At 71.7% G+C, this 25,635-nt stretch carries 21 protein-coding genes; 6 read left to right on the top strand and 15 right to left on the bottom strand.

Annotated elements, in window-relative coordinates; translation table 11 throughout:
- Nucleotides 1–9 precede the first annotated feature (9 nt).
- Genes SALPAC4_RS0112580 through SALPAC4_RS0112570 form a run of 3 tightly spaced genes read left to right on the top strand, consistent with a single transcriptional unit; the run spans nucleotide 10 to nucleotide 4,035 of the window.
- Entirely contained in the window at nucleotides 10–1,689 is a 1,680-nt protein-coding gene (locus SALPAC4_RS0112580; RefSeq protein ID WP_019870628.1) for a right-handed parallel beta-helix repeat-containing protein, read from the top strand.
- Nucleotides 1,690–1,720: 31 nt separating this feature from the next.
- Complete coding sequence (gene eccE, locus SALPAC4_RS0112575) at nucleotides 1,721–3,343, top strand: type VII secretion protein EccE (protein ID WP_162562134.1); 1,623 nt, start codon at nucleotides 1,721–1,723, stop codon at nucleotides 3,341–3,343.
- Nucleotides 3,340–4,035, top strand: a complete 696-nt coding sequence (locus SALPAC4_RS0112570) for a hypothetical protein (protein ID WP_029126516.1) — start codon at nucleotides 3,340–3,342, stop codon at nucleotides 4,033–4,035. Before eccE ends, SALPAC4_RS0112570 begins: the two co-directional genes overlap by 4 nt.
- Nucleotides 4,036–4,068: 33 nt before the next feature.
- On the opposite strand, the gene SALPAC4_RS0112565 is transcribed toward SALPAC4_RS0112570, so the two are convergent.
- The gene (locus tag SALPAC4_RS0112565) at nucleotides 4,069–4,704 is read right to left on the bottom strand and encodes a response regulator transcription factor (protein WP_019870627.1); all 636 of its coding nucleotides are present in this window, start codon (nucleotides 4,702–4,704) and stop codon (nucleotides 4,069–4,071) included.
- Nucleotides 4,701–5,945: a sensor histidine kinase gene (locus tag SALPAC4_RS0112560; RefSeq protein WP_019870626.1), complete on the bottom strand. Its 1,245-nt coding sequence runs from the start codon at nucleotides 5,943–5,945 to the stop codon at nucleotides 4,701–4,703. Before SALPAC4_RS0112560 ends, SALPAC4_RS0112565 begins: the two co-directional genes overlap by 4 nt.
- A 142-nt stretch (nucleotides 5,946–6,087) precedes the next feature.
- Here SALPAC4_RS0112560 and SALPAC4_RS0112555 point away from each other — a divergent pair, with 142 nt between their 5' ends.
- Entirely contained in the window at nucleotides 6,088–6,816 is a 729-nt protein-coding gene (locus tag SALPAC4_RS0112555; protein WP_019870625.1) for an ABC transporter ATP-binding protein, read from the top strand.
- Complete coding sequence (locus tag SALPAC4_RS0112550; RefSeq protein WP_019870624.1) at nucleotides 6,816–9,200, top strand: ABC transporter permease; 2,385 nt, start codon at nucleotides 6,816–6,818, stop codon at nucleotides 9,198–9,200. The genes SALPAC4_RS0112555 and SALPAC4_RS0112550 overlap by 1 nt, the downstream gene beginning before the upstream one ends.
- A 59-nt stretch (nucleotides 9,201–9,259) precedes the next feature.
- Here SALPAC4_RS0112550 and SALPAC4_RS0112545 read toward each other — a convergent pair whose 3' ends face one another.
- The 12 genes from SALPAC4_RS0112545 to SALPAC4_RS0112490 all read right to left on the bottom strand — a co-directional run bounded on the left by SALPAC4_RS0112545 (nucleotide 9,260) and on the right by SALPAC4_RS0112490 (nucleotide 20,850).
- Nucleotides 9,260–10,762, bottom strand: coding sequence for an aminopeptidase P family protein (locus SALPAC4_RS0112545; protein WP_019870623.1), 1,503 nt, complete (start codon nucleotides 10,760–10,762; stop codon nucleotides 9,260–9,262).
- Nucleotides 10,763–10,940: 178 nt separating this feature from the next.
- The gene (locus SALPAC4_RS0112540) at nucleotides 10,941–11,432 is read right to left on the bottom strand and encodes a MaoC family dehydratase (RefSeq protein WP_019870622.1); all 492 of its coding nucleotides are present in this window, start codon (nucleotides 11,430–11,432) and stop codon (nucleotides 10,941–10,943) included.
- Nucleotides 11,433–11,482: 50 nt separating this feature from the next.
- Complete coding sequence (locus SALPAC4_RS0112535; protein WP_019870621.1) at nucleotides 11,483–12,835, bottom strand: hypothetical protein; 1,353 nt, start codon at nucleotides 12,833–12,835, stop codon at nucleotides 11,483–11,485.
- On the bottom strand, nucleotides 12,822–13,805 hold the full coding sequence (locus SALPAC4_RS0112530) for an ornithine cyclodeaminase family protein (protein WP_019870620.1): 984 nt from the start codon (nucleotides 13,803–13,805) through the stop codon (nucleotides 12,822–12,824). Before SALPAC4_RS0112530 ends, SALPAC4_RS0112535 begins: the two co-directional genes overlap by 14 nt.
- Nucleotides 13,802–14,662, bottom strand: a complete 861-nt coding sequence (locus SALPAC4_RS0112525; protein ID WP_019870619.1) for an HpcH/HpaI aldolase/citrate lyase family protein — start codon at nucleotides 14,660–14,662, stop codon at nucleotides 13,802–13,804. Before SALPAC4_RS0112525 ends, SALPAC4_RS0112530 begins: the two co-directional genes overlap by 4 nt.
- Nucleotides 14,659–15,912 (bottom strand): 8-amino-7-oxononanoate synthase family protein, encoded by a 1,254-nt coding sequence (locus SALPAC4_RS0112520; RefSeq protein WP_019870618.1) that lies wholly within the window; start codon nucleotides 15,910–15,912, stop codon nucleotides 14,659–14,661. Before SALPAC4_RS0112520 ends, SALPAC4_RS0112525 begins: the two co-directional genes overlap by 4 nt.
- Nucleotides 15,909–16,715, bottom strand: a complete 807-nt coding sequence (locus SALPAC4_RS0112515; protein WP_018731524.1) for a cupin-like domain-containing protein — start codon at nucleotides 16,713–16,715, stop codon at nucleotides 15,909–15,911. The genes SALPAC4_RS0112520 and SALPAC4_RS0112515 overlap by 4 nt, the downstream gene beginning before the upstream one ends.
- A gap of 173 nt (nucleotides 16,716–16,888) precedes the next feature.
- Complete coding sequence (locus SALPAC4_RS0112510) at nucleotides 16,889–17,515, bottom strand: hypothetical protein (RefSeq protein ID WP_019870617.1); 627 nt, start codon at nucleotides 17,513–17,515, stop codon at nucleotides 16,889–16,891.
- Complete coding sequence (locus SALPAC4_RS0112505; protein WP_019870616.1) at nucleotides 17,512–18,783, bottom strand: hypothetical protein; 1,272 nt, start codon at nucleotides 18,781–18,783, stop codon at nucleotides 17,512–17,514. The genes SALPAC4_RS0112510 and SALPAC4_RS0112505 overlap by 4 nt, the downstream gene beginning before the upstream one ends.
- Nucleotides 18,780–19,535, bottom strand: coding sequence for an ABC transporter ATP-binding protein (locus SALPAC4_RS0112500; RefSeq protein ID WP_019870615.1), 756 nt, complete (start codon nucleotides 19,533–19,535; stop codon nucleotides 18,780–18,782). Before SALPAC4_RS0112500 ends, SALPAC4_RS0112505 begins: the two co-directional genes overlap by 4 nt.
- Nucleotides 19,532–20,317 (bottom strand): zf-HC2 domain-containing protein, encoded by a 786-nt coding sequence (locus SALPAC4_RS0112495; RefSeq protein WP_019870614.1) that lies wholly within the window; start codon nucleotides 20,315–20,317, stop codon nucleotides 19,532–19,534. The genes SALPAC4_RS0112500 and SALPAC4_RS0112495 overlap by 4 nt, the downstream gene beginning before the upstream one ends.
- Nucleotides 20,314–20,850: an RNA polymerase sigma factor gene (locus SALPAC4_RS0112490; RefSeq protein WP_019870613.1), complete on the bottom strand. Its 537-nt coding sequence runs from the start codon at nucleotides 20,848–20,850 to the stop codon at nucleotides 20,314–20,316. Before SALPAC4_RS0112490 ends, SALPAC4_RS0112495 begins: the two co-directional genes overlap by 4 nt.
- Nucleotides 20,851–20,965: 115 nt before the next feature.
- Between SALPAC4_RS0112490 and SALPAC4_RS0112485 the strand changes: the two genes are divergently transcribed.
- The gene (locus SALPAC4_RS0112485; protein ID WP_019870612.1) at nucleotides 20,966–21,715 is read left to right on the top strand and encodes a spermine/spermidine synthase domain-containing protein; all 750 of its coding nucleotides are present in this window, start codon (nucleotides 20,966–20,968) and stop codon (nucleotides 21,713–21,715) included.
- On the opposite strand, the gene SALPAC4_RS0112480 is transcribed toward SALPAC4_RS0112485, so the two are convergent.
- Nucleotides 21,712–25,608 carry a glycoside hydrolase domain-containing protein gene (locus SALPAC4_RS0112480; protein WP_019870611.1) on the bottom strand — a complete coding sequence of 1,299 codons (3,897 nt, stop codon included), beginning with the start codon at nucleotides 25,606–25,608 and terminating at the stop codon, nucleotides 21,712–21,714. The genes SALPAC4_RS0112485 and SALPAC4_RS0112480 overlap by 4 nt on opposite strands.
- Nucleotides 25,609–25,635 lie beyond the last annotated feature (27 nt).

The raw sequence follows: 25,635 nt of genomic DNA, 5'->3' as shown, positions 1-25,635 counted from the left end.
CCCGGAGCCATGACGCGTACCCTTCTCGTCTCCCCGGATCAGCCCGGCGCGTATCCATCCATCGGTGACGCGCTCGCGGCGGTGGACACCGACGCCGTCATCTCCGTCAGCCCGGGCACCTACCACGAGGCGTTGTTCGTCAACGACTATGCCGTCACCATCGTCGCCGCGCAGGGCGCCGGCACCGTGACCGTCGACGCGTCCTCCGGGGAGTACCCCACGGTCTCGGCCAACTCGGGTCGCCTGGAGCTGCGGGATCTGGTCCTCAAGGCCGGAGACGCGCCGGGCGTTGCGGTCGAGCGGGCGAAACTTGTGCTGACCAACTGCGAGCTGAGCGCCGGTTTCGGCCCGGCGATCTCGGTGTCCCGCGGGTCGGAGTTCAGCGTGACCCGCTGCCGGGTCAATGGTGCCCGCTACGGCCTCGTCGTTGACGACTCCGACGGCACCGTGGAGGGGTGCGAGTTCAGCGACCTGAGCGAGGACGGCATCATCGTCCGGATCGGGGCAGCGCCGACGATCCGCGCCAGCACGATCACCCGCTGCGGCAACCGCGGCATCTACGTCTACCAGTATGGTCGTCCGACCATCGAGGCCTGCGACATCTCCCAGACCGGTCACGCCGGCATCGCCGTGGTGCACCAGTGCGCTCCGGTGCTGCGACGCTGTCGAATTCGGGACACCCGAGGGCCAGCTGTCTCTTTCGCCCGCGGCTGCAAGGGCACAGTGGAGGAGTGCACCACCGAGAACACCGCGCTACCGGCGATCGAGATCGCAGCCGACGCCACGCCCACCATCGTGGAGGCCTCCGCCAGCCGGCGCACCACTTTCGGGGCGGAGGCGGCGCAGGCCGGGCAGGCGCAGGACACCGAACGCACCGAGCAGCTCCTGGCTGAGCTGGCGGCCATGGTCGGCCTGGAGGCGGTGAAGGAGCAGGTGCACGCGCTGATCGACGAGATTCAGGTGAACGAGTGGCGGCGCAGTGCCGGGCTACCGGTCGGCACGATCAGCCACCACCTCATTTTTGCGGGCACGCCGGGCACCGGTAAGACCACAGTGGCGCGCATCTACGGCGAGCTGCTGGCGGCGCTCGGCGCGCTACCGGGCGGGGCCTTCCGGGAGGTGTCCCGGCGGGACCTCGTCGGCCAGTACCTGGGCCACACGGCGGAGAAGACTGCCGCGGCGTTCGAGGCAGCCCGGGGCGGGGTGCTCTTCATCGATGAGGCCTACACCCTTTCCCGCTCCTTCGGCAGCGGCGGCGACTTCGGCCAGGAAGCCATCGACACGCTGGTTAAGCTGATGGAGGATCACCGCGACCAGGTGGCCGTCATCGCCGCCGGCTACACCGGGGAGATGCGCCAGTTTCTCGACGCAAACCCGGGTCTCGCCTCCCGCTTCGCCAAGACCATCGAGTTCGGCAACTACAGCCCGGAGCAGCTGGCAGTCATCGTGGAGCGGATCGCCGACGGCGACGAGTACCTGCTCGCCGAGGGTGCCACCGAGCTGGTCCAGGCGCATTTCGCCACCATCGAACGAGACCAGAACTTCGGCAACGCCCGCGAGGCCCGCAAGCTCTTCGAACGCGTACGCAAGGCCCAGGCGCAGCGGCTGCGCCAGGCTGGTCAGCGCCCCAACCTGGACGAGCTGCGTACGGTGACGGTGGCCGACATCCGCGTCGCGATCGGTAACTGAGTGGTAGCGGCCCAGCTGAGGAGGACGTGAGGTGACTCATCCGGGTGCGGCACGGCCAGGTGAACCGGGTTGGCAGCACCACCCGGATGCAGCCGCCCAGCCGGCCCAGCAGCCGCCACCCGAGCAACGGGGTGCGGCGGGGCAGCAGGCCGGTGCGCCGGCGCCCGCCCGGCCAATGAGCCAGGCGGACAGTGGGCCCGGTCATGCCTGGGCCGCGCAGCGTGCGCAGGGCCGGGCGGCGACCAGCACCGTCTACGGCGCCCGGGGAACAGGGGCAACACCACCCAGGCCGGCAGCACAGGCCAACCCAGCGACACAGGCCAACCCGGCAGCACAGGCCAACCCGGCAGCACAGGCCAACCCAGCGGCACAGGCCAACCCGGCGGCACAGGCCAATGCGGCGGCACAGTCGGCCGCAGCCACGACGGCCGCGTCGCCGACGCCGGCAGCCCCCGCCTCGTCCGCCACCGCCACCGTCGCACCGCCCGCGGCCGACGCCCCGGCAGCCCGGCGGGTGCGGCCGTACCGGCCTCCGCTTCGGATCGGTGGGATCACCGTTTTCCAGCTGGTCGCATGGCAGTCCGGGGTGGCGGCGGTACTCGCCGCCACGCAGCACAGTACGACGCTGACCGCCGTGATCGCCGTCGTGGCGGTGTTGGCGCTCGCCCCGACAGCGATCCGGTTCCGTGGCCGCTGGCTGCACCAGTGGGTCTCGGTCTGGTGGGGTTTCCGGAGGCGACACCGGCAGCTGACCGCGGGCGACCCGGACCCGGCCCGGCAGCTCCTGGCCCAGCTGGGGCGCGGCGTGGAGCTGGAGAGCGTCGAGATCGACGACCAGCCGGCGGTGTTGCTGACCCACCCGGCCGGGCTGAGCGTCGTCTTCGATGTCGACCCCACCGAGGGTGCCCTGCTGATGAGCGCTCCGCAGGCCCTGCCCTCCCCCGCTGCGCTCCTGCCACCGGCAGACGCGAAGGCACCGCCGGTGGTGGTGCAGCTGCTCATCCAGGTGACCCCGACACCACGTGCCCGCCCCGGCGCGGCGGCGGTGGACCGGGCGTACCGGGAACTGACCAATGGGGACGTGCCGGCCAGCCGGCAGGCGTGGGTGGTGCTCCAGGCAGCGCGGACTCCCGACTTCCACACCGACCGCGACCTACTCCCGACGCTGACCGGGGTGATTCGGCGGACCCGACGGCTGCTGCGGCAGGAGCGGGTGGCGGCGCGGATGCTCAACCGGGACGAGGTGCTCGCCGCCGTCACCACCCTCACCCACCTGACCCGCGTAGCGCCGGGCGGCGCCGGCGAGCAACCACTCGCCCGCGAGTCCTGGCGGGCCTGGTCGACCACGGGCGCCCGGCAGAGCTGCCACCGGCTGCTGGACTGGCCCAGCGGGCAATGGGAGATCGACGCGCTGCTGCGGGGACTTCCCGCCGCCGGGGGCGTGGTGTCGATCGCCGCCAGCCGGGCGGACGGCGACGACCTCGCCATGGAGGCGGCCTTCCGGCTGTTGGGCAGCGGGCCGGACGGTCTGGCCGCCGCCGACCAGGCCCTGCACGAGGCGATCCGCCGCCACGGCGGTCGGCTGCAACGACTCGACGGCGAGCACGCCCACGGGGTGGCCGCCACGCTCCCGCTCGGAGGTTTCCTGCGGTGAAGAGTGTCGCTTTCCCGGACAGTCGGATGGGGTTGCACCGCACCGACGCCGCATCCGTTGGCGGCCTGCGCCTGGTCGCTGGCGGCGGTGGCCTGGTCGTCGGTCGCAACCGGCAGCAGGAGCCGGTGGGGCTGCGCCTGTTCCGCGCCGAACCGACCCGGCTGATGCTGACCGGCGGCGTCCGCAGCGCCCAGCTGATCGCCTTCCGCGCCATCGCGCTCGGCGCCCGGCTCTTCATCCAGACCGGACGCGAGCGGGAGTGGGATGCCTTCCTGCGGCGCTGCGTCATCGGTCGGGAAATCGCCTCGTTCCTGCCGCCGGGTATCCCGCCCCCGGCCGCGGCCAACCCGACCGAACCACAGCTCGTCGTGGTCGACACCGGCCCGGTCACCGGCCCCGACCCGGGGCTGAGCGCGCCGTGGCGGGCCACCCTGGTGGTCCGCGACGACCTGGCCGGCTGGGACTCCACCGCCCTGGTACGCAGCGACATCGTGCTACTCCAGCGGCTGACGGCGGCGGAGGCGGCGACGGCGGCGAGCGCGCTGGGGCTGGTGAGCGTGCAGAGCTGGTTCACCCAGCTGCACCCGGAGATGGTTGGCCTGATCACCAGGGGCAAGGTGCAGTGGGTCATGCTGAGTATGACCCACACCGAGCGCCAGTTGATCGGTTCGGTGGCCCGCGGCGGTGCCTGACCGTCCGGCCATCCACCTTGGTGCCCCGGCGTTTCAGCTGCGCAGGTAGGCCAGCACCGCGAGCACCCGCCGGTGGCCGTCGGTGGCGACCGGCAGGTCAAGTTTGCAGAAGATGTTGCCGATGTGCTTGTTGACCGCTGCGTCCGTGACGTGTAGCTGCCGGCCGATCATGTCATTGGAGCGGCCCTGTGCCATCAGCGCGAGCACCTCGAGCTCACGGGCGGTCAGCCGGCGCCTCGGGTCGGAGCGGCGGCGCATCAGCTGACGGACCACTTCGGGGTCGATCACCGTTTCCCCGGCGGCGACCTGCTCCACCGCGCTGTTGAACTCCGCCACCGCGCCGACCCGGTCCTTCAGGAGGTAACCGACGCCCGCGCCGTCGTCGGAGTCCAGCAGCTGCGCCGCGTACGACTGGTCCACGTACTGGCTGAGGACCAGGACCGGCAGGCGGGGGAGGCGGTGGCGCAGCCGTACGGCGGCTCGCAGCCCGTCGTTGGCGTTACCCGGCGGCATCCGAACGTCGGTGATGATGAGGTCTGGGCGCCGGGCCTGGACGGCCTCGGTCAACGAGTCGGCGTCGGCCACCGCGTCAACGATGTCGTGCCCGAACCGGCCAAGGATGCTCACCAGCCCCTCCCGGAGCAGGGCGGAGTCCTCGGCGAGGGTCACTCGAAGCGGCATGGGATCTCCATCAGTACGAGAGTTGGGCCGCCCGGCGGGCTGGAGACCCGCATCCGCCCGTCCAGCACGGCGAGCCGGTCCGCCAGCCCGGTCAGCCCGGTCCCACCGGAGACCTCCGCGCCGCCCACACCATTGTCCCGGACTGCCAGGGACAGGATGTCGGCGTGGTGCCGCCCGACCAGCTCAACCTGGGTGGCCTGGCTGTGCTTGGCCACATTGGCCAGTGTCTCGGCGAGAGCGTAGTAGGCGGCGGTCTCGACCGGCTGCGGTAGCCGGCCGGTGAGCCGCAGGTCGAGCGAGACCGGAACCGGAAACCGGCTGGCCTCGTCCTCGATCGCGGCCACCAGCCCGTTGTCGGTGAGGACCTGCGGATTCAGGCCTCGGACCAGGTGCCGCAGGTCGGCCAGGGCCAGCCCGACCTGCTCCTGCGCGGCGGCGAGCTGCCGGTGCAGTGGGGAGGTCTCGGGCAGGTCCAGGCGGATCAGGCCGAGGGTCACGCTCAGCGCGACGAGCCGCTGCTGGGCCCCGTCGTGCAGGTCGCGCTCGATGCGCGCCCGTTCGGTCTCGAACGCGTCGAGTAGCCGCGCCCGCGACTCGCTGACCTCCTTCAGGTGCGGGTCGACTTCGGCTTCCCGGGGCGCGAGGACGATCCGGCACAGTGCCGCGCGGGCGCCCGCCCAGGCGGTCAGGGAGTAGGGGGCCGCGAGGAACAACAGCCCGCCCAGCACGGCCCAGGGCCAGGCGGCCGGGTCGTCGATCGGCGCACCGACGCAGAGCGCCGGTACCACGAAGGCTAGGCCGAGTACGGCGGCGTCGACCCAGTAGAGCGCGGTCAGTGAGATCACCAGCAGGGCCAGTTCCCGCCAGGTCGCCGGCTCGTTCAGCCGGGTACGTAGCCAGGCGCGCGGCCCCTGCCCCGCCGGTGGTCGGTGCGGGTTTGGGAGTCCATCCAGGTCGACCAGCTGCAGCCGCCAGCGTTCCAGGCGGGCGAAGGGCAGCCCCATCAACGCGGCGGCCAGCAGCAGTGCGGCCCCGACAACCACGACGACGGTGAGGAGGCCGACGCTGACCGCCACCACGAAGAGGCACATCGTCACGGCGCCGACGAGCAGACCTGAGGTCAGGTAGAGCAGCGCTCGCCAGGGCCAGGCCGAGGTGAGGAAGCCCAGCGGCTGCCGGGCCAGCGCCTGCCACGCGGTCCGGCTTCGCCGCTCACCATCACTTCGCACCGCGCCACGGTAGGTCAGAACGGAGCTTGGCACAGTAGGGCGGACTCTACCTTGAGGACTATCTTCTGGATCAGTGCGCGTGGAGTCTGGACGCGGTCGAATCGACGGCATGACTGCTACTCGACCTTCCTCCCCACCGGCGGTGGAGCTCGACCGCGTACGCAAGGTGTATCACCGGGGCCGCGCGGAGGTTCCGGCGCTGGAGCGGGTCTCGCTCAGCTTTCCGCGGGGCAGCTTCACCGCGATCATGGGCCCCTCCGGCTCCGGCAAGTCCACTCTCCTGCAGTGCGCTGCGGGTCTGGACGAGGCCAGCTCGGGACGGGTCTTCGTCGCGGGCGAGGAGATCGGCGGGATGGACGAGCGCCAGCGTACGGCCCTGCGGCGGCAACGGATCGGCTTCGTCTTCCAAGCCTTCAACCTGGTCGCGTCCCTGACCGCGGCGCAGAACGTGGAGCTACCACTGCGCTTCGCCGGCCGCCGCCCCGACCGGGCGGAGGTGACCGGGACGCTGACCGCGGTCGGCCTGGGCGAGCGCGCCGGGCACCGGCCGAGCGAGCTCTCCGGTGGTCAGCAGCAGCGGGTCGCGTTGGCGCGCGCGCTGATCACCCGCCCGGATGTGCTCTTCGCCGACGAGCCGACCGGCGCGCTCGACACCGAGGCATCACGGGAGGTGCTGTCGCTGCTGCGCCGCCTGGTTGACCAGCGGGCACAGACCACCGTCATGGTCACCCACGATCCGGTCGCCGCGTCGTACGCCGACCGGGTGGTCTTCCTCCAGGATGGTCGGATCGCCGAGCGGATGGAGCTCGATCCGGCGGACGGGTCGCAGCCCGGCCGGATCGCCGCCGAGATGGCGCGGCTGGGGGCATGATGCTGGCCGCTGCCAATCTCCGCGAACACTGGCGTTCCTTTCTCGCCAGTTTCCTCGCCGTCGTGGTGGGGGTCGGCCTGATCGCCGCAGCCCTCCTGCTCTACGACTCGAGCCGGCCGAGACCTCTGCCGCGGGTGGCGAACGCCCCGGTTCTGGTGGTGGCGAAGCAGGCGGCGGAGCCGACCGGCACGCTCCGGGACCGCGTCCCGTGGAGCGAGCACGAAGCCGGTGACCTGGTCCGGAAGCTCGAGGGGATCGACGGCGTCGAGGCCGCGATCATCGATCGCAGCTTCTATGCGCAGGCCTTCGTTGACGACGAGCCGGTGCCCGACGAGGCCGCGGTGGAGGCCGGGCACGGCTGGTCCAGCACCCGGCTGGCGCCGTACGAGCTGACCGCCGGCCGGGCTCCGCGCTCCGACCACGAGGTGGTGGTGAGCTCCGTTCTCGGGGTGGCCGTCGGGGCCACGCTCCCGATCGGCCACGCGGACGGGATACACACCTACACGGTGAGCGGGACGGTACCCGGGCCCGGCTTCTACTTCACCGACGCCGAGGCGGCCCGGCGGGACACCGGGGTGACCACGATCGGGCTGCTGGTGGCGCCGGGTTCCGCCAGCTCGGAGATCGCCGACCGGGCCGGCAGTCTCGTCGGCGACGGCGGCGCCGCGCTGACCGGTACCGCCCGTGGGGTGGTGGAGCCCGGGCACCACACGCACCGGCGGTTCCTCGGCACCCAGCTGATCGGCGCGATCACGATCATGGCGCTCTTCACCACGATCTTCGTGGTTACCGCCACCCTGGCGTTGGCCACCGCGCAGCGCCGCCGCGAGATCGGGCTTCTCCGGCTGATCGGCGCCGACCGGCGCCAGCTCCGTCGCCTGGTACTCGGCGAGGCGGTCCTGCTCGGTCTACTCGGCTCGGTGGTCGGTTGCCTGGCTGGTGTCCTCGCCGCGCCCGCCCTGCTGGCGTCGCTCGATCGGCTCGACGTCACCCCGCCCGGCGCCCAGATAGTCATCTCGGCGTGGCCGTTGCTGGCGGCCGGCGCGGTCGGCACCGGGATCGCCGTGCTCGGCGCCGGGGTGGCCAGCCGCTCGGCGGCCCGGATAGCGCCCATCGAGGCGTTGCGCGACGCCGCGACGGAGCGGCGCCGGTTGGGCCGTGGCCGGGGGGCCACCGGGCTGGCGATCCTCGGTCTGGGTCTGGTGCTGGCCGTCCTGACCGCGGTCGGCGACGCGGACCGACGGGTCACCCTGGCCCTCACGACGTCGATGTGCCTCATCGCCGCCGCGGCGTTGCTGGCGCCGGTCGTGATCGGGCCGCTGGTACGCCTGGTGACGGCAGCATTCGCCCGCCGGTCCCGCGGCGCGGGCGCGCTGCTCGTCCGGGCCGAGCTACTCAACTCGCCCCGCCGCGCCGCCTCCATCGCCGCCCCGGTCATCGTCGCGGTGGGCTTCGCCGTTTTGATCAGTGGTCTGGTCGAGACGATGCGGATGGCGTACCCCGCCGAGGTCACCCGGCAGCTGGCGGGGCAGGTACTCATTGACCCCGGCAACGCGCCCGGGCTGAGCGATGCGGTGGTCCGGGCGCACCCGGCCGGTCGGGCGCCGCTGCCGACCCGCCTCTTCGTGACCCGGCCGGACGGCGGCGACACCGTGCTGGACGGGGTCGGGTCGCGGGACCCGCGCTGGTCCCGGCCGGGCGAGGCGGTCCTGGACACCGCGATGGCGGAACTCCTGAACGTGCGGGCCGGCTCGACGGTCACCGTACGCTTCGCCGATGGACGTAGCGCCCCGTTGCGGGTCGCCGAGGTGCTGCCCCCGGACCCGACCCGCGGCGCGTTCGTGCTCTCCCGGGAGACGGTCCGGGAGCACGATCCGACGGCCCTGACCGACAACATCTTCCTCGCCGCCGACCAGGCGCCGGCCCGACTGGGCGCGGGCGCTCGGCTACACGACGCCGAAGAGTTCGCGCTGCAGGACTACCACACCGACGCCGAGCTGACCGACAGCCTGGCGAGCATGCTCACGGTGGTCGCGGTCGGCTACAGCGGGCTGGCGGTGGCCAACAGCATGGCTCTGGCGGCGGTGGGGCGGCGTCGCGGCCTCGCCGTGCTGAGGTCGGCCGGCGGCACCCGGCGACAGCTGCTCGGGGTCGCGATCGGCGAGACCGGACTACTGGTGATCATCGGTTCGGTGCTGGGTCTGCTCGCCACCGTGCCGGCGCTGGCCGGCGTCGCCTCGGGTCTCGGCGCCGAGACCACGACCCGCGTGTCCGTGCAGCTCAGTGGTGCGGTGGTGGCCGGGGCGGTCCTCGGCGCCCTGGCCCTGGCGACAGCCGCGAGCGCCGTCGTGTCCTGGCGCCAGCTGCGTCCGCGGAGCAACTGAGCGTGGCCCGCGACCGGTACGCCGGTCGCGGGCCACATCGTCGTACGGGGGTGGGTGGGTCAGGCGTTCGCCCAGACCCGCGCCATCCACTCCTCCACCTCGTGGGAGGTCCGCGGCATCGCCGCGGAGAGGTTCTCGCAGCCGTCCTCGGTCACCAGCACATCGTCCTCGATCCGGACGCCGTTGCCGCGGAACTCCGCCGGCACCCGCAGGTCGTCGGACTTGAAGTAGAGGCCCGGCTCGACGGTGAGGATCATGCCCGGCTGCAACTCGCTGTCCATGTACTTCTCGCGCAGCATCAGCTGGCAGTCGTGCACGTCCAAGCCCAGGTGGTGCGAGGTGCCGTGGACCATCCAGCGGCGGTGCCAGCCGCCCTTCTCCCGGTCCAGGGTCTGCTCCAGGGTGACCCCCTCGGGCAGCAGCCCCCACTCGTGCAGGATCCGGGCGATCACCGCGTTGGCCGCGGCGTGGATGTCGCTGAACTTGTTGCCCGGCTTCACCGCGGCCAGCCCGGCCTGCTGCGCCTCGTAGACGGCGTCGTAGATCCGGCGCTGCACGTCGGTGAAGCGACCGGTGACCGGCAGGGTACGGGTGATGTCGGCGGTGAAGAGCGAGTCGATCTCGATCCCACAGTCGATCAGGATCAGGTCGCCTTCACGAACCTCGCCGGTGTTCTTCGTCCAGTGGATCGTGTTGGCGTGGTCGCCGGAGGCGCAGATCGACTCGTAGCCGACGCCGTTGCCCTCGTGCCGGGAGTAGAGGCCGAAGACGCCCTCGACCCAACGCTCGCCGCGGCCCTTGCGGACCGCCTCGGGCAGCGAGGCGATCATCGCGTCGAAGCCCTTGTGGGTGGCGGCGACGGCCTTACGCATCTCGCCCACCTCCCACTCGTCCTTGATCAGGCGCATCGTGGAGAGGTGCCGGGCGAACTCCACGTCCGCCTCCTCCCGCTCCTGCTCCGAACCGGTCGCGCCGGCCTGGGTACGGACGTTCTCCACCAGCTCGGTGAGGCGGGAGTCGACGTCCCGGACCACCCGCAGCCGGGCGGCGGCGGCGTCCTTGGCGAGGTCGTCGGCGAGCGAGTCGATGTGCCGCGCGGCGATGCCCAGCTCCGACTCCCGGTCGGCGATGCTCGGGCGCGGACCCACCCAGAACTCGCCACGACGGGAGTCGGCGTAGAACTCCTCGCTGTCTCGCGGGGCCAGCGGCCGGAAGTAGAGGATGGCGTGGTGGCCACCGCCCGGCTTCGGGTCGAGCACCAGGACGCTGTCCGGGTCGGTGTGCGCGCCGAGGCCGGAGAGGTGGGCGAAGGCGGTGTGCGGCCGGAACGGGTAGTCGGTGTCGTTGCTGCGCACCTTCAGACCGCCGGCGGGGATGACGAGCCGCTCGCCGGGGAACTGCTGCGACAGCGCGCTCCGGCGCCGGGCGGCGTGGTCGGCCACGGCGGCGCGGGGGGTGGGCTCGCGGTCGGGGTTGGCCCATCCGGAGCCGATGAATTCACGGAACTCGTTGCTGCTGGGAATGCCGCGGTGGCTGGCCTTCGCCTGCTTCTCGCTCGTCATGCCGACACATCCTGCCAGATCGGGTCATCGGCGCCGACCCACGGTTTGCCGCACGTGGTAAGTGGTCGATGGGCTATGGCACCTTTCCAGGTGCCGTGCCCGTCGGCGGTGCCGGCCTCCCGACACCGAATTCGGCCGCCGCGCGGCAGCGGACTCAGCCGGCCGCGCGGCAGCGGACTCACTCGGCCTCCCGGCAGCGGACCAGGAAGGACCGCTCAAAAACGATCACCGGCTCTCCGGTCGCTTTCGTACCCGTTGTCTCCACCGTCACGATCCCGTTGCCGGGACGCGACCGCGACAGCCGCTTCTGCAGGATCCGGCTCGTCGCGTAGAGGGTGTCCCCGACGAAGACGGGCTCCTTGAGCCGCACCTTGTCCCAGCCCAGATTGGCCACGGCGCGCGCCGAGAGCGCCTGCACGGTCATCCCGCCGATCAGGCAGAGGGTGATGCCGCTGTTGACCAGTACCCGGCCGTACTCGGCACCGGCGGCGTAGTGCTGATCGAAGTGCAGCGGATGCTGGTTCATCGTCAACAGCGTCAACCAGGTGTTGTCGGCTTCGGAGAGGGTGCGCCCCGGCCAGTGCCGGATCACCATCCCGGGTTCGAAGTCCTCGTAGTCCCCACCGTGCTCTTCGACGTACTCGTGGTCATTGACTCGGCGTAGCGTCATCTGCTGTCTCCGACGTTTCGGGTGGATAGGGTCAGGGGCCGCCCAAACCGTCAGAGCGCCACCATGGCGTTGTCCGCCCCGGTGGCCGATCCCCGGGCGTTGACGATTCCGGCCGCGCCATCGGTGCGGTAGCGGCACCACAGCCCGGCCGGCCGACCGCCGAACAGCAGCGGCCCCAGCACCGGGGCGACATCGGCGTCGTGGGGTTCGTCGGTGCCATCTGCCAGCAGTGCCACCCGGCAGGTCTGGGGCGGCACGAACTCCTGCACGATGCTGGTGCCGTCGGCCCCGGCTGCCACCGCGGCCTCCCACTCCGCGGCAGTCACCGCTGGTCCGATCACCACCTGCTTGCCGCAGTCCCCCAACGCCTCCTTGAGCACCAGCCGCTCGCGGTTGCGCAACACGTACGGCAGCAGGTCAACCTGCTCGCCCGCGCATTCGGTCCGTCGCTCGGAGAGCACCCGGGTCCAGGGCAGGTACCGGTTGACCAGAGCCCGCTCGGCCGTGGTCAGCCAGGGCCGCCCCTCCGAGAGCAGGCCCATGGTCAGTTTGCTGTGCAGGAAGGTGGCGGTCTGGGTACCCACCAGCAGGGTGCCGTGGTCCACGGCCTCCTGCACCTCGGCCGTGGGGACGCCGGCGTCAATCCAGTCCGGGATGGTGAAGTTGCGCAGCCCGATCGGGTAACGCAGCTCCGGCGGGCAGTCCCACGCCTCGTGCAGCTCCTTCGGCTCGAAGAACCGGGTGTTAAGCCCCTGGCTACGGTGATACTCGGCCTCAACCTCGAAGTAGTAACTGGTAACCCCCGGGACCTGGGCACTGCCGACGAGGGCCACCCGGGGCGCCACCCCCAGCTCCGCGCTGAGCGAGCGAAACATCTCGGCGCGCACGGCGAACGGGTCCGGCGAGTGGTACGGCAGGCGGCCGTCGGCGTCGGCGTAGAGCCCACGCCACACGTCCAGGCGGCTCTGCGTCTCCACCGCACCGGCGAGCGCGCCACTGACGTTGAACTCCACGAAGCGCAGCCCGTCCGGGCCGACTACCGCGTCCGGCCGGGCCACCCAGTCCGCGTACCGCTCGTCAAGGAGGGGGTCGCGCTGCCAGAGCTGGTCCTCGCTGGCCGGCATCCGGTAGACCGCCAGCCGCTCCCGAGCGGTGGGCGCGGTCTCCAGTGCGGTCCGGCGCAGCAGCCCCAGCAGGACACCGGCCACCCGGAACAGCTCCGCGTACGAGGCCCGAGGGATGGTGATCGGCGCGGCCGGCAGCACCGGCTGGTACGGCCAGCCGGTGTCCTGCAGCACGCGGCGCAGCCGGTGCCGGAGCAGCTCCGCCGGCGCGGCCGGCGCCAGCCGTTGATCGCCGAACCACGGGTGTCCCGTCGTGGCGACCGGTTCAACCCCGCGCATCCGACTCCCCCACCGCGTCACGCAGCGCCACCGCTTCGTGGAGCGCGACCGCCGCGGCAGTGTCCTCAAGGGCCATCCCGACCGTGCGTAGCACCGAGTTTCGGCCACCGAACTCGACCTCGCCGCCGATCAGGCGACCCAGTTCCCGCAGTTCGTCGACGACGAGCAGACCAGCGGCGAGGGCGGCCCGAACCTCGCCCGCACCGTCCACCGCGGCGGCCTGTTCCTCGACCACGATCACCGCGTCTCCCAGCAGGGCCGGGTCCACTTCGATCGCGTCCGGGTGGGTGCCGCCGACCACGTTCAGGTGTGCCCCGCGCGCCACCCAGTCCGCCGCCACCACCGGCGTGCTGTCGCTGGTGGAGGTGGCCGTGCAGATGATCGGCGCGTCCGCGACGGCGGTCTGCGCGCTGTCGCAGACCGTCACCCGGATCGACGTCGTCGCCCGCACCTCCTCGGCGAGCTTCTCCGCACCGGCCCGGGTGCGCGAGAAGATCCGCAGGGTCTTGATCGGACGTACCGCCGCCACCGCCCGGATGAGGGCGCGGGCCTGCACTCCGGCACCGACCACGGCGAGGTCGTCGGCGGTCGCCGCGGTGCAGAAGCGGGTGGCCAGGGCCGCCACCGCCCCGGTCCGTACGGCGGTCAGCTCGGCGCCGTCCAGCAGCGCGGTGATCCGCCCGGTCTCCAGGTCGGTGAGGGCGACGACTCCGTGGATCAGCGGCAGCCCCCGCCCCGGGTTGTCCGGGGTCAGGGTGGTGACCTTGACGCTGCCGACCCCACGCCGTTCCCAGACCGCCGGACTGACCAGCAGCACCCGCTGCTCGCCGTGCTCCACCACCGTCCGGGCCGGGGAGCGGGTCCGGCCGGTGGCGAGGTCCACGAACATCTCGCCGAGTACGTCGATCACCTGGGTCATCCGACGTGCGCCCGCCATGTCGGCGGCGGTGACCATCGCCGTCTCGGTCATCCGGCACCACCGAATCGGGCTTCCCAGGCGTCCTGGCGCGCCACGGTGGCGTGGGCCATCCGGGCGAACGGTGGGCCCACCATGCTGCCGTCCAGTACGGCGATGCCGCCGTTGGCGCTGCCGACCGCCGAGACCACCCGACGGGCCAGCCGCAGGTCGTTGTCCTGGGGACGCAGGGCCTGGTTGATGGTGGCCAGTTCGCTGGGGTGCACCGTCGCCTTGCCGTGAAAGCCGAGAGCCCGCACCCGCACGGTCTCCTCCGCCAGCACGGCCGGCTCGGAGAGCCGGAAGTTGGCGGTGTCGACGCAGGCCGTGCCGTGCCGCGCGCAGGCCATCGCCATGGCCTGCCGGGCGGCGAGCATCGCCGCCCAGGTGATCTCGACGTTGAGCGTGGCGGCCAGGTCGGCCGAGCCCAGCACCAGCCCATCCGCCGCCTCGGCGATGGCGTCGATCCCGGTGACCGCCTCGACGGTCTCCACCGTCACATAGATCTCCGGCTGGGCGCCGGCCGAGGCCAGGATCCGCCGCAGCAGGGTGACCTCGGCCGCGGAGGTGACCATGGTCATCACGACGATGCCGGGCCGCACCGGGCTCTCCGCGAGCAGCAGCAGGTCGTGCACGGCCTCGACGCTGCCCAGTTCGTTGATGCGGACGGCGACGTTGGCCGGCTGGGGGGCCTTGTCCAACGCGTCCCGGCAGACCACCCGCGCGGCCGGTTTCTCCGCCGGCGGGACGGAGTCCTCCAAGTCGATCAGGTGCACGTCCGCGTCGTACGACCAGGCATTCACGACCCGGTCCAGGGACAGCGCCGGGGTGTAGAGGATGCTGCGCGGGATGGCGCGCACGGCGGCGCTCACCGGAGGACCGGCCCGTCGAGCGGGGCGGCCGGACGCGCCCCGGCCTGCACCAGGACCGCGCAGAGCCGGCGGATCTGCTCCTCGGGTTGGCCGGCGCGCAGCATCACCCGCAGCCCGGCGGTCCCCCGGGCGACGATCGGGAAAAACACCGGCGAGGTGTAGAAGCCGGCGGCGAAGACCTGCTGGGCGGCGTCAACGACCGTGTCGTCGCTCATCGGCACCAACCGGATCGGGTACGACTCGCCGGACTGCTCGGTGTCGAGCAGCGAGTCGAACAACGCGATGTTGGCGCGGAGCCGCCCCTGGAGCTGGTCCAGCTCCTCGGTGCGGTGAATCTCCGCGGAGGCGAGCGCGGCGCCGACGGCGGCGGCGTTCATCTTCTGCGAGTAGCCCAGCGGGCCGGCGAAGCGTTCGACGAGCCGACGCGTCTCGTGCGGGTAGCCGTCGAGCAGGACCGCCGTACCGCCCGCGCCGAAGCCCTTGCTCAGCGTGGCGACGGTGATGGTGCGCTCGTCGAGGAGGGGCGCATGGGTCCGCACGTAGCCGATGCCCCGCTGCCCGTACGCCGACAGCGAGTGCGAGTCGTCGTAGAAGACCAGCATGTTGTACTTGTCCTGCAGGTCGGCGAGCTCCTTGACCGGGGCATAGCCGCCGAGGCTGTCGGCACCGTCCACCACGTAGCAGACCCGCTCGTAGGTGCGGCACATGTCTTCGAGGTAGTCGAGGTCGTGGTGCTTGCAGGTGACCACCTCGGACTCGTCGGCGCAGCTCGGCTTGGCGTTGGCCAGCGACACGTGGGCGTTCTTGTCGAAGACCATCAGCGGCCGGGTGCCGTTACCGAGGTGACCGGAGGCGATCAGCGGCAGCAGGCCGGTGCTCGCCGCGGCGGTGGAGACCGCGCTGATCACCATCGCGCCGAAGAGTTCACCGAGGGACTCCTCCAGCTCCAGCAGCACCGGCGTCTGCACCCGGGTGCGGGGAATGCAGTGGTCCAGCACGTTGAACCGGCGGAGCGCCGCGACCGCGCCGTCGATGACCTTCGGGTGGGTGTCGAGGTCCAGATAGGAGCAGACGGTGAAGTTCACGAACTGGTGGCCGTCGGCCATGGTGAACATCCCGTCGGCGAGGTCACCGACGATGCCGGCGACCCCGTTCGCCTCGGACATGTTCCAGAAGGCGTTGCCGATGCCGATGAGCTTGTCGTTGTTGCGGTAGCGGTGCGTGGGGGTGATGGTCTTGCGGTCGCTCACGAGTTCACCTCGGTTGGCTGGTAGCTGTAGACGCCCTTGAATCGCCGGTAGGCGTACGTGTAGAGGGCGACACCCAGCACATGTGGCCGGCGCAGAATCTTCTTCGACTTCAACCAGAAGTTGACATTGATGTTGATGGGGTCGAGGGATTCGGCCTGGTGCCACCAGCCGAGCGGCAGGTAGAGCATGTGGCCGGGTTCGAGGACGAAGTCGCGGCGCTGGGCGAGCTTCGGCGCCACCTTCGGAAAGCGCCCCAGGTCGACGTTGTCGAGGTCGAACACGTGGGACTTGTCCCCGAAGCCGCGCAGCACCGACCGGGGGTAGTAGTCGCGGGACCCGGGCGGCGCGATGATGAACCGCTTGCGGCCCTCCAGCGCGATGTTGAAGTTCTCGAACTCGTCGAAGTGGTTCTTGGTAAAGACACCGCGGTGGCTGATCCAGAGGTTGGCCGCATACAACGAGCTGCCGTAGCCGAAGAACCCCTCGGCGTCGAAGCCGATCACGGCGTTGACGTCGGCCGGGCTGTTCCGGATGTTCGACACCACCCGGTGCCAGGTGTCGGACTCGGTCAGGTGGCGCTCGTCGGCGAAGAAGTCCCGCAGGGTGATGTCCCGGGTCTCCCAGCGCCCGGGATGGTGCTTGTCGCCCGGTTCGGTGAACAGGGTGACGGTCATGTCGGCCAGCCGGGCCGCCACCCCCTCGCGCCCGAGCCCGCGCACGCTTTCCGGCAGTGAGATCACCGTCGGCACGTCGGCCTTGAAGAGGCCGCCGGGGCCGAGCGCCTGGAACTCCTCGAACGTCATGCGGGCGACTGGTACGCCAGCCTCCTGCGGAACCGTCACGATCCGTCCTCCGTCTTCTACCACCGGGAGCCCCAACGGACCTACCGCAGGAGCATCCCAAAGCGACGCATTCAGGACACCCTACCGACCAATATGTACGTTGTGAACGTTTGTGACCGATCCACTTCAGACAGTTACTGGCTGGGGCGAGGGCGGCGACTGACGGCAGAACCACGGTACGCGTAGCCGGTGAGGCCGAGCGCGAGCACTCCACTGGCGGCCCACCACGAGGCGGCAGCGGCGGAGGGCTGCACCGGCCAGGCCCACAGCGCCACGAACACACCGGTGTCCCGGGGCCGGGCGAAGTAGACCGCACACCCGTAGCCGAAGGCCGGCAACCACGCCAGCCGCGCGCCCAGCAGCGCCGTGGCACCAGCGACCAGGCCGATCCAGCCGAACGTGTTGCGGGCCAGCGCATGGGCACCGAACGTCTCGGGAACGCGCAGCCCCGTCAGGACGAGCGCCGCGGCCACGGCGAAAACGGCGAGAAGAACATGCCCGGCCCGCCAGGCCGGCCAGCGCAGCGGAGTGCCACGTTCGAGCTCCTCGTCGGCCCCGGCCAGGGTCGACCCGAGCAGCACCGCGGCCAGCAGCGGGGCGAGCACGACCACGGGGAGGCGGGCGGCCGGCCCGTCCAAGAAGGACCGGCCGGCGAGCCAGGTTCCACCGGCCCAGGCCAGCAGCGTGATGACGCTGACCCCAGCCACGAAGGCCGACGCTCCTCGCGCGCGCAGATGCAGCCGGAGCAGCCGACCGGTCACGGCTGCTCCGCCAGGCGGACCAGGGCCGGGAGGTCGCAGCGACCGGCGGCGTCGAGGTAGTCGGCGAACCAGGCGCGCTGCGCCGACGGCGGCAGCTCGCGAAGCCCGGCCGACGCTCCCCCTACCCCGAACCCCGTCCCGTCGAGCAGCCAGTCGGTGGCCATGTTGTCGGCCTGGTGAATCCGCTGATCGAATCCGTCAATCTCCAACGAGTACGCACACTCGATTCCGGCCATCTGGCGAAAGGCCGCACGCAAATAGTCGATGTTGACCAGGCCGCCGAAGACGGTGGCCTGGAAGTCCAGGCCGAGCCAGACCGTGTCGGAATCCTCCGCGACGGAAGCACCTGGCGGCCGGACGGCCTGATCAACTGCCCGCCGGGGCGCTCCGGGTATCCCGTCGAGCCGGGCCAGGATCGGCTGCGCCACCGCCGCGACCTCGTCGAGCAGAAAGGCGTTGACCCGGGTCAGGCAGACTTGTGGGCCGCTGCTCGTGCAGACCAGCTCCACCGCGGCCGGGTCGGCCGGCGCGCGATACCAGCTGGGCGCGGTGCTGATCGGGACCGCGGCGGCGATGGCGACCGCACCGGCCAGCAGCGCCACGCGCCATCGGCGTACGGCGACGGCGAGCAGCAGGGCGGTCAGTGCCACCAGCCAGGTGACCTGCAACCCGGTGCCCCACTCCGGCACCAGCGAGTAGGCGGACCCGGGAGGGTCGGCCGGGGAGAGCCGCGCGGGGGGCGCGTTCCAGTAGGTCAGGATTCCCAGGCCCACGTAGGTGGCCAGGCCGGCGATCGGCGCCACCACCCGCAGCCGGACCCACCGGCCGACGAGGACACCACCCGCGCTGGCGGCGGCCAGGGCGAGGACCCCGACGGACGCCCGCTGCCACCAGTCCCCACCGCCGTAGGTCGCGACCCGCGCGACCAGCACCGCCGCCCCGCCGAACGCGACCACCAGGCCGGCGATCCCGGCCAGGGTCACGGCGAGCCAGGCCGCCACCAGCGAATGCCAGCCCGGGCGTGGGGTGGCGGCGATCAGCTCGCCGATGTCGCGTCGCCGCTCCCGGCCGGCCTGCCACGCCCCGGCGCTGACCATGAGGGGGCAGAGAACCAGCAGTGACACCCGCAGGTAGTCGGCGAGGCCGGCCCAACGGCCGGCCCAATCGTCCGGGTGCACCGCCAGCACCCACACCCCGGCCCCGAACATCGCCAGCGCCGCGAAGGGTGCGGTGCCGCGGCGTAGCTCCACCCACAGCGCCCGCCTCACCGCGACACCTGCCGCGCGCCGCGCAACACCGCCGTGTAGCCCCGCTCGATCGGGGAGTCACCGCTGTCGCCGTCCCCGCCGGCCGCGATCAGCTCCTCCGGGCGGCCGGCGAAGACCAGTCGCCCATCATCGACCAGGCTGACCCGGGCGCACGCCGCCGCGACATCCTCCACCAGGTGCGTGCTGACCAGCACCACGGCGTCGCAGCCCAACTCCCGCAACAGCGTTCGGAACTCCACCCGCTGCTCCGGGTCCAGCCCGGCCGTCGGCTCATCCAACAACAGCACCCGCGGGTCGTTCACGATGGCCTGGGCGATGCCGGCGCGCCGCAGCATTCCGCCGGAGAGGTGCTTCATCCGGTCGTCCGCCCGGTCGAGCAGACCGACCCGCTCGATGGCCCGGTCCACCGCGAGCGGTATCCGCGCCGCCGGCATCTCCCGCAGCCAGGCGAAGTACTCGACGAACTCCCGGACCGTGAAGCGCGGGTAGAAGCCGAACGCCTGGGGCAGGTAGCCCAACCGGCGACGGGCCTGGCGCAGCCCCACCCGGTCGTCAATGCGGCGCCCCAGCAGCCGGACCTCCCCCCGATCCGGGCGCAGCACTGTGGCCAGCACCCGCATCAGGGTCGTCTTGCCGGCACCGTTCGGGCCGAGCAGCCCGTGCACGCCCACGCCCAGCTCGATGGCCAGATCGTCGAGGACGACCCGCTTTCCGTAGCTGACCTGCAGACCGGCCACGCTGACTGTCGTCATCCCGCCTGTCTCCCCACTCGTTCCCGCCGCGCGTACAGCACGACAACTGCCACCCCGGTGACGGCCAGCCACGCGGGGGCACTCGCGGCCACGACGACCAACCCACCAACCGGCGGCGCCAGCACCACCACCGCCCACGCCCCCGCCACCACCGCCGCGGCATACGTCGGCTCGATCAGCGAGCCGAGCGCCAGCGTGCCGGCGGTCAACGCGGCGCCCGGCAGCATCCACAGCAGGGGAGTGCTGATCCCGGTCACCACCGCGGCCAGCACCACCGCCGGCATGGCCACGGTCAGCACCGCCAGCGTGCGCCACAGCACGATTCGCAGGCCCCCCTGCGGTGTCCCCGCCACCACCTCGTGCAGCGGGTCGGTACGCGGCCCGTACGACAGGGCCGTACCGACCACCGGCAGCGCCGGGGCGACCAGCAGCAGCACCCACGGTGGCAGCGTCCGCGGGCTGACCGCCAACCCCAGAGTCAGCAGCCCGGTGACGAGCACGGAGAGCAGCCACGCGGCCCGCACGGCCGGTGCGGCACTCACCAACACCCGCACCCGTCGCCACCCGGTCGCGGGTGGTACCCGCCCCGGCGTCGACAACCGGTCGTCCAAGGCCAGCGCGACGTTCGCGACCACCCGCTGCACCTCCTCGCTCGGCGGAAGGCTCGCCCGGCAGGCGTCGCAGCTGTCGAGATGCGCCTCCACCGACTCGGCGTCACCGTCGGTCAGCCGCTCCTCGGCGTACGCCGCCAGCACCTGCGCACTCACATGCTCACCGGTCATGACAGGGCCGCCCGTAGCTGCTGCCGGGCGCGCATCGCCCGGGACTTCACGGTGCCTTCCGGCAGCCCCAGTAACGTCGCCGCCTCCCGCACGGTCCGGCCGTCCAGCACCGTCGCCTGCAGCACCGCCGACAACTCCGGCGGGAGCTGATGCAGCGCCCGTTCCAACCCGGCGTCGTACGCGTCGGTCAGGGCCTCGTCCTCGGCCGACGGCGACCAGGTGAGGGTGTCCTCCCCCGGCGCGTGCACGAGCTGCGGACGAACCGATGCCCGCCGCCGGGCATCGATCAGTCTGCCGCTGGCGATCGACCACAGCCAGCCCACCGCGGTCCCGTCCCCCCGGTAGCTGGCCGCGGCCCGCCACACCGTCAGGAACGTCTCCTGCAGCAGCTCTCGCGCCAGCTCCGGGTCTCGGCACCGGCGCCGGAGCCGGAGCAACAGCCAGGGTGCGTTCCGCGCGTACAGCAGCTCGAACGCCCCGCGGTCCCCCGTACCGACGAGGCGCAGCAGCTCCCCATCGTCTGCGTCCACCATGAAAGGTTAGGACGCAGAACTCCCCGGCACGGTTCGCTGACCGGCGCCTATAGTGATGCGACGCGTTGGCCCGCCTGACCCGTCCCGTCTTTCACGTCCCGCGGGGGTACCTATCGTGAACGATTTCCGGCAGCCACCGATCACCCTGGACCGGGTGACGACCAGCCGGGGTGAGCTGGTGCTCCGCGAGGCGGACGGCCGCTACGAGGTCATCAGCAACGGCGTCTTCCTGATGGACACCGCGGACGGCCGGTCCGAGCGGCTGCTGGTTGACGCGGCGATGAGCAGGTGCACGGCATCGGCGCCCCGGCTGCTCATCGGCGGGCTCGGCGTCGGGTTCTCGCTGCTGCGCGCGATCGAGCACGCGCGGCTCGCCGCCGTTGACGTGGTCGAGATCGAGGCCACCGTGATCGGCTGGCACGCCCACCACCTACGCCACCTCACCGGCGCCGCGCAGACCGACCCCCGGGTACGGATCATCGAGGCGGACATCCTCGCCTGGCTGGCCGACACCGACGACCAGTACGACGCTATCTGCCTGGACACCGACAACGGCCCGAACTGGCTGGTCTTCGAGGCCAACGCCGAGTTGTACGCCCAGCGCGGGCTCGACCTGGTGGCCGACCGACTCCGGCCGGGGGGTGTCCTGGCGATCTGGAGCGCGAGCCGGGACGAGGCCTTCGAGCGACGCCTCCGGGAGCGCTTCGGTGACCTGGAACTGCTGGAGACACCGACCGACGCCGGCGCACCGGACGTCGTCTACCTGGTCCGGGCTTCGACGGCGGCGCGGGGGGCAGTGGACCCGGCCGCCGTCCCTGCCCACCTCGCCGACGAGCTGGGTGGGCAGGGACGGCCCCGGGCCTAGGCTGGCTTCACCTTCAGCCCGGCCAGCGCCTGCGCCAGCGCCACTTCGGCCCTGGTCAGCTTCGCGTCGCTCGCCGCCGCGTCGGCCAGGGTGGCCTTGGCCTTGTCGAGGGCGTGGGTCAGCGCCTTCCAGGTTTTCTTGGTGTACCGGTCCTCATCGAGCGAGTCCGCCTGCGCGACAGTGTTCTCGAGCGCCAGCCGGGCCCGCGGAACCAGCTGCTCGTACGCCAGCCGTAGCGCCCGGGCCTGGGCGTCCACCTCGGCCTGGGTGGCGGTTCCGGAGCCGGCGACCGCGCGGGCCTTCTCCAGCTCCTGGCGGAACACCCCGAAGTCGATGCTCCCGTACCGGTCCTCGCTGTCGACGTACTCCTCCGCCTCGGTGATGGCGGCGTCGAGCGCCGTGGTGTCCACCGGCCCGTCCCCCGGGTCGTCGGGCTGCGGACCGAACTGGAACCAGTCGAAGTTCGACACCCAGTCCTGCCCGTCCGGGGCGTGGAAGACGAAGGTCACGTCGCGGGCCTGCACGAGCGCCGCGGGGTCGGTGATCTCCGCCTGGGTGGTGACCCAGTTGCCCCAGCTGCCGGTGCCGGGCAGCAGCGCCTCGCCCACGACCGGGCCGTCCTGCGTGCCCGCGCGCACCTCCAGGGAGCTTGGGGCGCCGTCGGGCGAGTACTTGCTCGCGTAGCGGATCGCCAGCGTCGGCGGTGCGACGTCGAAGGCGAGGTTCCGGTACTGGATCCACGAGCCGTCCCGCACCCCACCGAGGTTGCCGCTGCCGGAGTTCGTCTCGTTCTTCAGGTCGCCGCCCGACCACTCGTCGGACTGCTCCCCTTCCAGGACGCGCTGGCCGCCCTCGTCGATGGCCAGCGCGGCGGTCATGCCGGTCAGCGACTCGGCGGCGCTGCGCAGCGTCGCCGTGCTGGCGGAGGTGTCGGCGAGCGCCGCCTGGGCCCACTGCACCGCGGCGTCGAACACCCGGTAGGAGGCGTAGGAGTAGTTTCCCTGGCGGACCAGGACGGCCTCGGCAACGAGCTCCTGCAGCTGCTGGCGCTCCGCCGCGGCCACCGAGATCGCCAGCGGGGTGCGCGCGGACAGCCCGTCGCCGGTGACCTGGGCGGCGGAGACGCCGCGGGCGAAGGCGGCGTCGGTAAAGGTGAGGTAGAACCGGGCACTGGTCGTGGTCGAGCCGGTCAGCGCCACTCGGACTGTCTTCGCGTTGACGACCTCAACCTTCGCCGAGACGTCGGCCGGCAGCCCGTGGATCGAGGCCGCGCCCGTCTCGAGGTAGTCCGTGCCGGGACGGCCGGCGAAGCGGGCACCCCCCTCCAGCCCGAGCTTGATCGAGCCATCCAGGGCACCATCGGCGCGAGCGGCGATCGTCGTGGCCGACGCGCGCACGGTGTAGTCGCTCGGCGCGCCGCCGTCGTCGTCACCCGCGGTGCTCATCGAGTACGCCGGCTCGCTGTCGGCACCCCAGTCGGAGGGGGTGGCCCCCATCCGTACGTCGAGGGCGCCGCCCTGGACGAGGGTGTGGTAGTCGAGCCAGGTGTTGCCGAAGCTCGACCCGTTCAACGCGGCGGACTGAATGTAGTAGTTGTCGGCGGAGACGCCGTCCGCGGCGACGGTGAAGGTGCGCCCGTCCGCGTACGAGATGGTCGTGCGGTCGAAGAACGGCGAGCCGAGCTGGTACTGGGACGAGCCCGAGGTCACCGGGAAGAGGCCGATGGCCGCGGCGACGAACATCGTCGACATCGTGCCGGCGTCATTGTCCATGGTGGGCAGGAAGCCACGCGGGTCAAGCTGGTAGACCTTGGTCTTGATCGGTGGGCGGAACTCACCGTCGCTACTGGGGTAGTCGTCGGTGCTGCTGGAGGCGAGGTAGCGGTTCCAGCTCTCCTTGGTGTAGATCGTGCGCACCCATTTCTGGGTCAGGCTCGGCAGCCCCACGTAGTTGAAGAGATAGGGCGCCTGCAGGTCGACCTCGTTCGCGTTCGAGTGCAGCATGCCGAGGCCGTTGTCCGGGTCGTCCTCGCCGAGGAAGTGCACGGCCCCGCGTTGCCCCGCCGCCGGCCCACCCATCGCGGCGACGACGCCGGCCAGGTCGTAGACCGGGTACCAGTTGTACTGCCAGAGCGTGCCCTGGTAGAGGTTCGCCGCGCCGAGCCGCTCGTAGTCGGCCTCGATCCAGTCGCCCTCCTCCGCGCGCGGAGTGAGCAGCCCGACCTGGGTGCCGTCCGCCGCCGTCCACGCACCCGGCTTGTACAGGTTCGCCATCGGCAGCGCGGCCGCTTCGCGGAGCTGCGTCGCCTCGGCACCGTGACCGAGCGCGTCGGCGATGATCGCCAGCGCCCACTGGTCGTAGCCGCGCTGCACCGAGTCGCCGGGGCGGTCTCCCGGGTGCCCCTGGCCCAGTTGGTCGCCGTCGGAGAAGCCGACGTACTCCTGCAACGCCGGGTACGCCTGGTCGAGCCGTTCGAAGCCGGTGAAGCCCTTTGAGATGGCGTCGGCGACGATGACCGCCGAGCGTTCCCACCGTACGGTCGGCACCGAGTGGGTGAGCCCGCCGATGCTCTTGCCGGTGCTCGCCACGTCGGCGAAGAGGTAGATGAGCGACTGGATCATGTCGCGGTACAGCTCGGGGTCGAGGTACGTCAGGACGGAGTACTTGCGGAAGTCGTCCCAGGACGCCCAGCCGTCGTAGTAGGTGAAGTCGTCCACCTGGTGCACCACGCCGTCCACGCCCCGGTAGGTGCCCGAGGTGCTGGTCGCGTTCACCGGGAGCGCGAACATGCGGTAGAGGTGGGTGTAGAAGAGGCGACGCAGGGTGCCGTCCGGGTCGGCTGACGCCGAGGCCGAGATGTCGACCCGGCCGAGACGCTCGTTCCAGACCGCCTTCGTGCGCGCGCGTACCTCGTCGAAGGTCCGGCCGCCGACCTCGGCGACCTGGTCGATCCGCGCCTGCTCCACGCTGATCGGCGACAGCGTGATACGCAGGCCGATCTCGTCCGCGTCCTCGGGCGCGAAGGCGAGGATGGCGCCGGTGTCGACGCCCTGCCGGGACACCGCGTCGCCGAACTCGTCCGCTGCCCACGTGGTGACCGAGGTGACCGGCTGCTCGGTCTCGGCGTGGTAATGCAGGGCGTAGGAGGCGCCGTAGAAGCTGCCCCGAACCTCACCGGTGAGCGCGACCCGACCGTCGTCGAGCTGCGTGACGTCCACCGACGAGCCGGTCCGGTTCGTGAAGTTGTGGTGCAGGTCGACGACGAGTTCCGGGGTGGCTCCGGCGGGGAAGGCGTAGCGGTGCAGCGCGGTACGCGTCGTCGCGGTCACCTCAGCGTTGATCTCGCCCGGGCCATTCTCCACGGCGCCGTCCGCGCCCGTGATCTCGCCGAGACGCACCTGGTAGTACCCGGGTGCGGCCGTCTCGGCCTCGTGCGTGAACGGATGTGCATAGGATTCGCTCGATGGCCGGGAGCTGTACTCGACCTGGGTCGGCACGACGAGGATGTCGCCACCGCCGCCGGAGCCGCCGACCCCGTCGAGGTTCGTCTGGGTGAAGCCGGCGATGTGGCTCTGGTCGTGGTCGTAGCCCGCGTGGTTGCGCTCCGGCATGGTCAGCGGGCTGACCTTCGCCAACCCGTTCGGCGCCTGCGCCCCGGGCAGGTCGTTGCCGTAGTCACCGGCGGTCGACACGAACGGGTTGACGAGCGAGGTGTAGTCAACCGATGCGCCCTCGACCGGGGTGGCCGTCGCCGGCGCGGCGACCACACCGGTGGACGCAACGGCCAGGACCGCGGTGATCGCGGTGGTGCGCAGGCCGCGGCGCCCGCAGTTGGCCCGCCGCCTCGGCACGGTGGCGGTTCCACCCTGGGGGTCGGGTGAACGTGGTGGCACAGCAGAACTCCTCACGCCGACAAGGTT

The organism is Salinispora oceanensis, assembly GCF_000383575.1.
GTDB classification, from domain to species: Bacteria; Actinomycetota; Actinomycetes; order Mycobacteriales; family Micromonosporaceae; genus Micromonospora; species Micromonospora oceanensis.
The sequence above is the reverse complement of the archived record's forward strand: the minus strand, read 5'-3'. Positions and strand labels throughout refer to the sequence as shown.

Coding starts and splice junctions, on each gene's coding strand:
- SALPAC4_RS0112580 (WP_019870628.1), top strand. CDS start 10: ATGACGCGTACCCTTCTCGTCTCCCCGGATCAGCCCGGCGCGTATCCA.
- SALPAC4_RS0112550 (WP_019870624.1), top strand. CDS start 6,816: ATGCTGGCCGCTGCCAATCTCCGCGAACACTGGCGTTCCTTTCTCGCC.
- SALPAC4_RS0112545 (WP_019870623.1), bottom strand. CDS start 10,762: ATGACGAGCGAGAAGCAGGCGAAGGCCAGCCACCGCGGCATTCCCAGC.
- SALPAC4_RS0112540 (WP_019870622.1), bottom strand. CDS start 11,432: ATGACGCTACGCCGAGTCAATGACCACGAGTACGTCGAAGAGCACGGT.
- SALPAC4_RS0112535 (WP_019870621.1), bottom strand. CDS start 12,835: ATGCGCGGGGTTGAACCGGTCGCCACGACGGGACACCCGTGGTTCGGC.
- SALPAC4_RS0112530 (WP_019870620.1), bottom strand. CDS start 13,805: ATGACCGAGACGGCGATGGTCACCGCCGCCGACATGGCGGGCGCACGT.
- SALPAC4_RS0112515 (WP_018731524.1), bottom strand. CDS start 16,715: ATGACGTTCGAGGAGTTCCAGGCGCTCGGCCCCGGCGGCCTCTTCAAG.
- SALPAC4_RS0112500 (WP_019870615.1), bottom strand. CDS start 19,535: ATGACGACAGTCAGCGTGGCCGGTCTGCAGGTCAGCTACGGAAAGCGG.
- SALPAC4_RS0112495 (WP_019870614.1), bottom strand. CDS start 20,317: ATGACCGGTGAGCATGTGAGTGCGCAGGTGCTGGCGGCGTACGCCGAG.
- SALPAC4_RS0112490 (WP_019870613.1), bottom strand. CDS start 20,850: ATGGTGGACGCAGACGATGGGGAGCTGCTGCGCCTCGTCGGTACGGGG.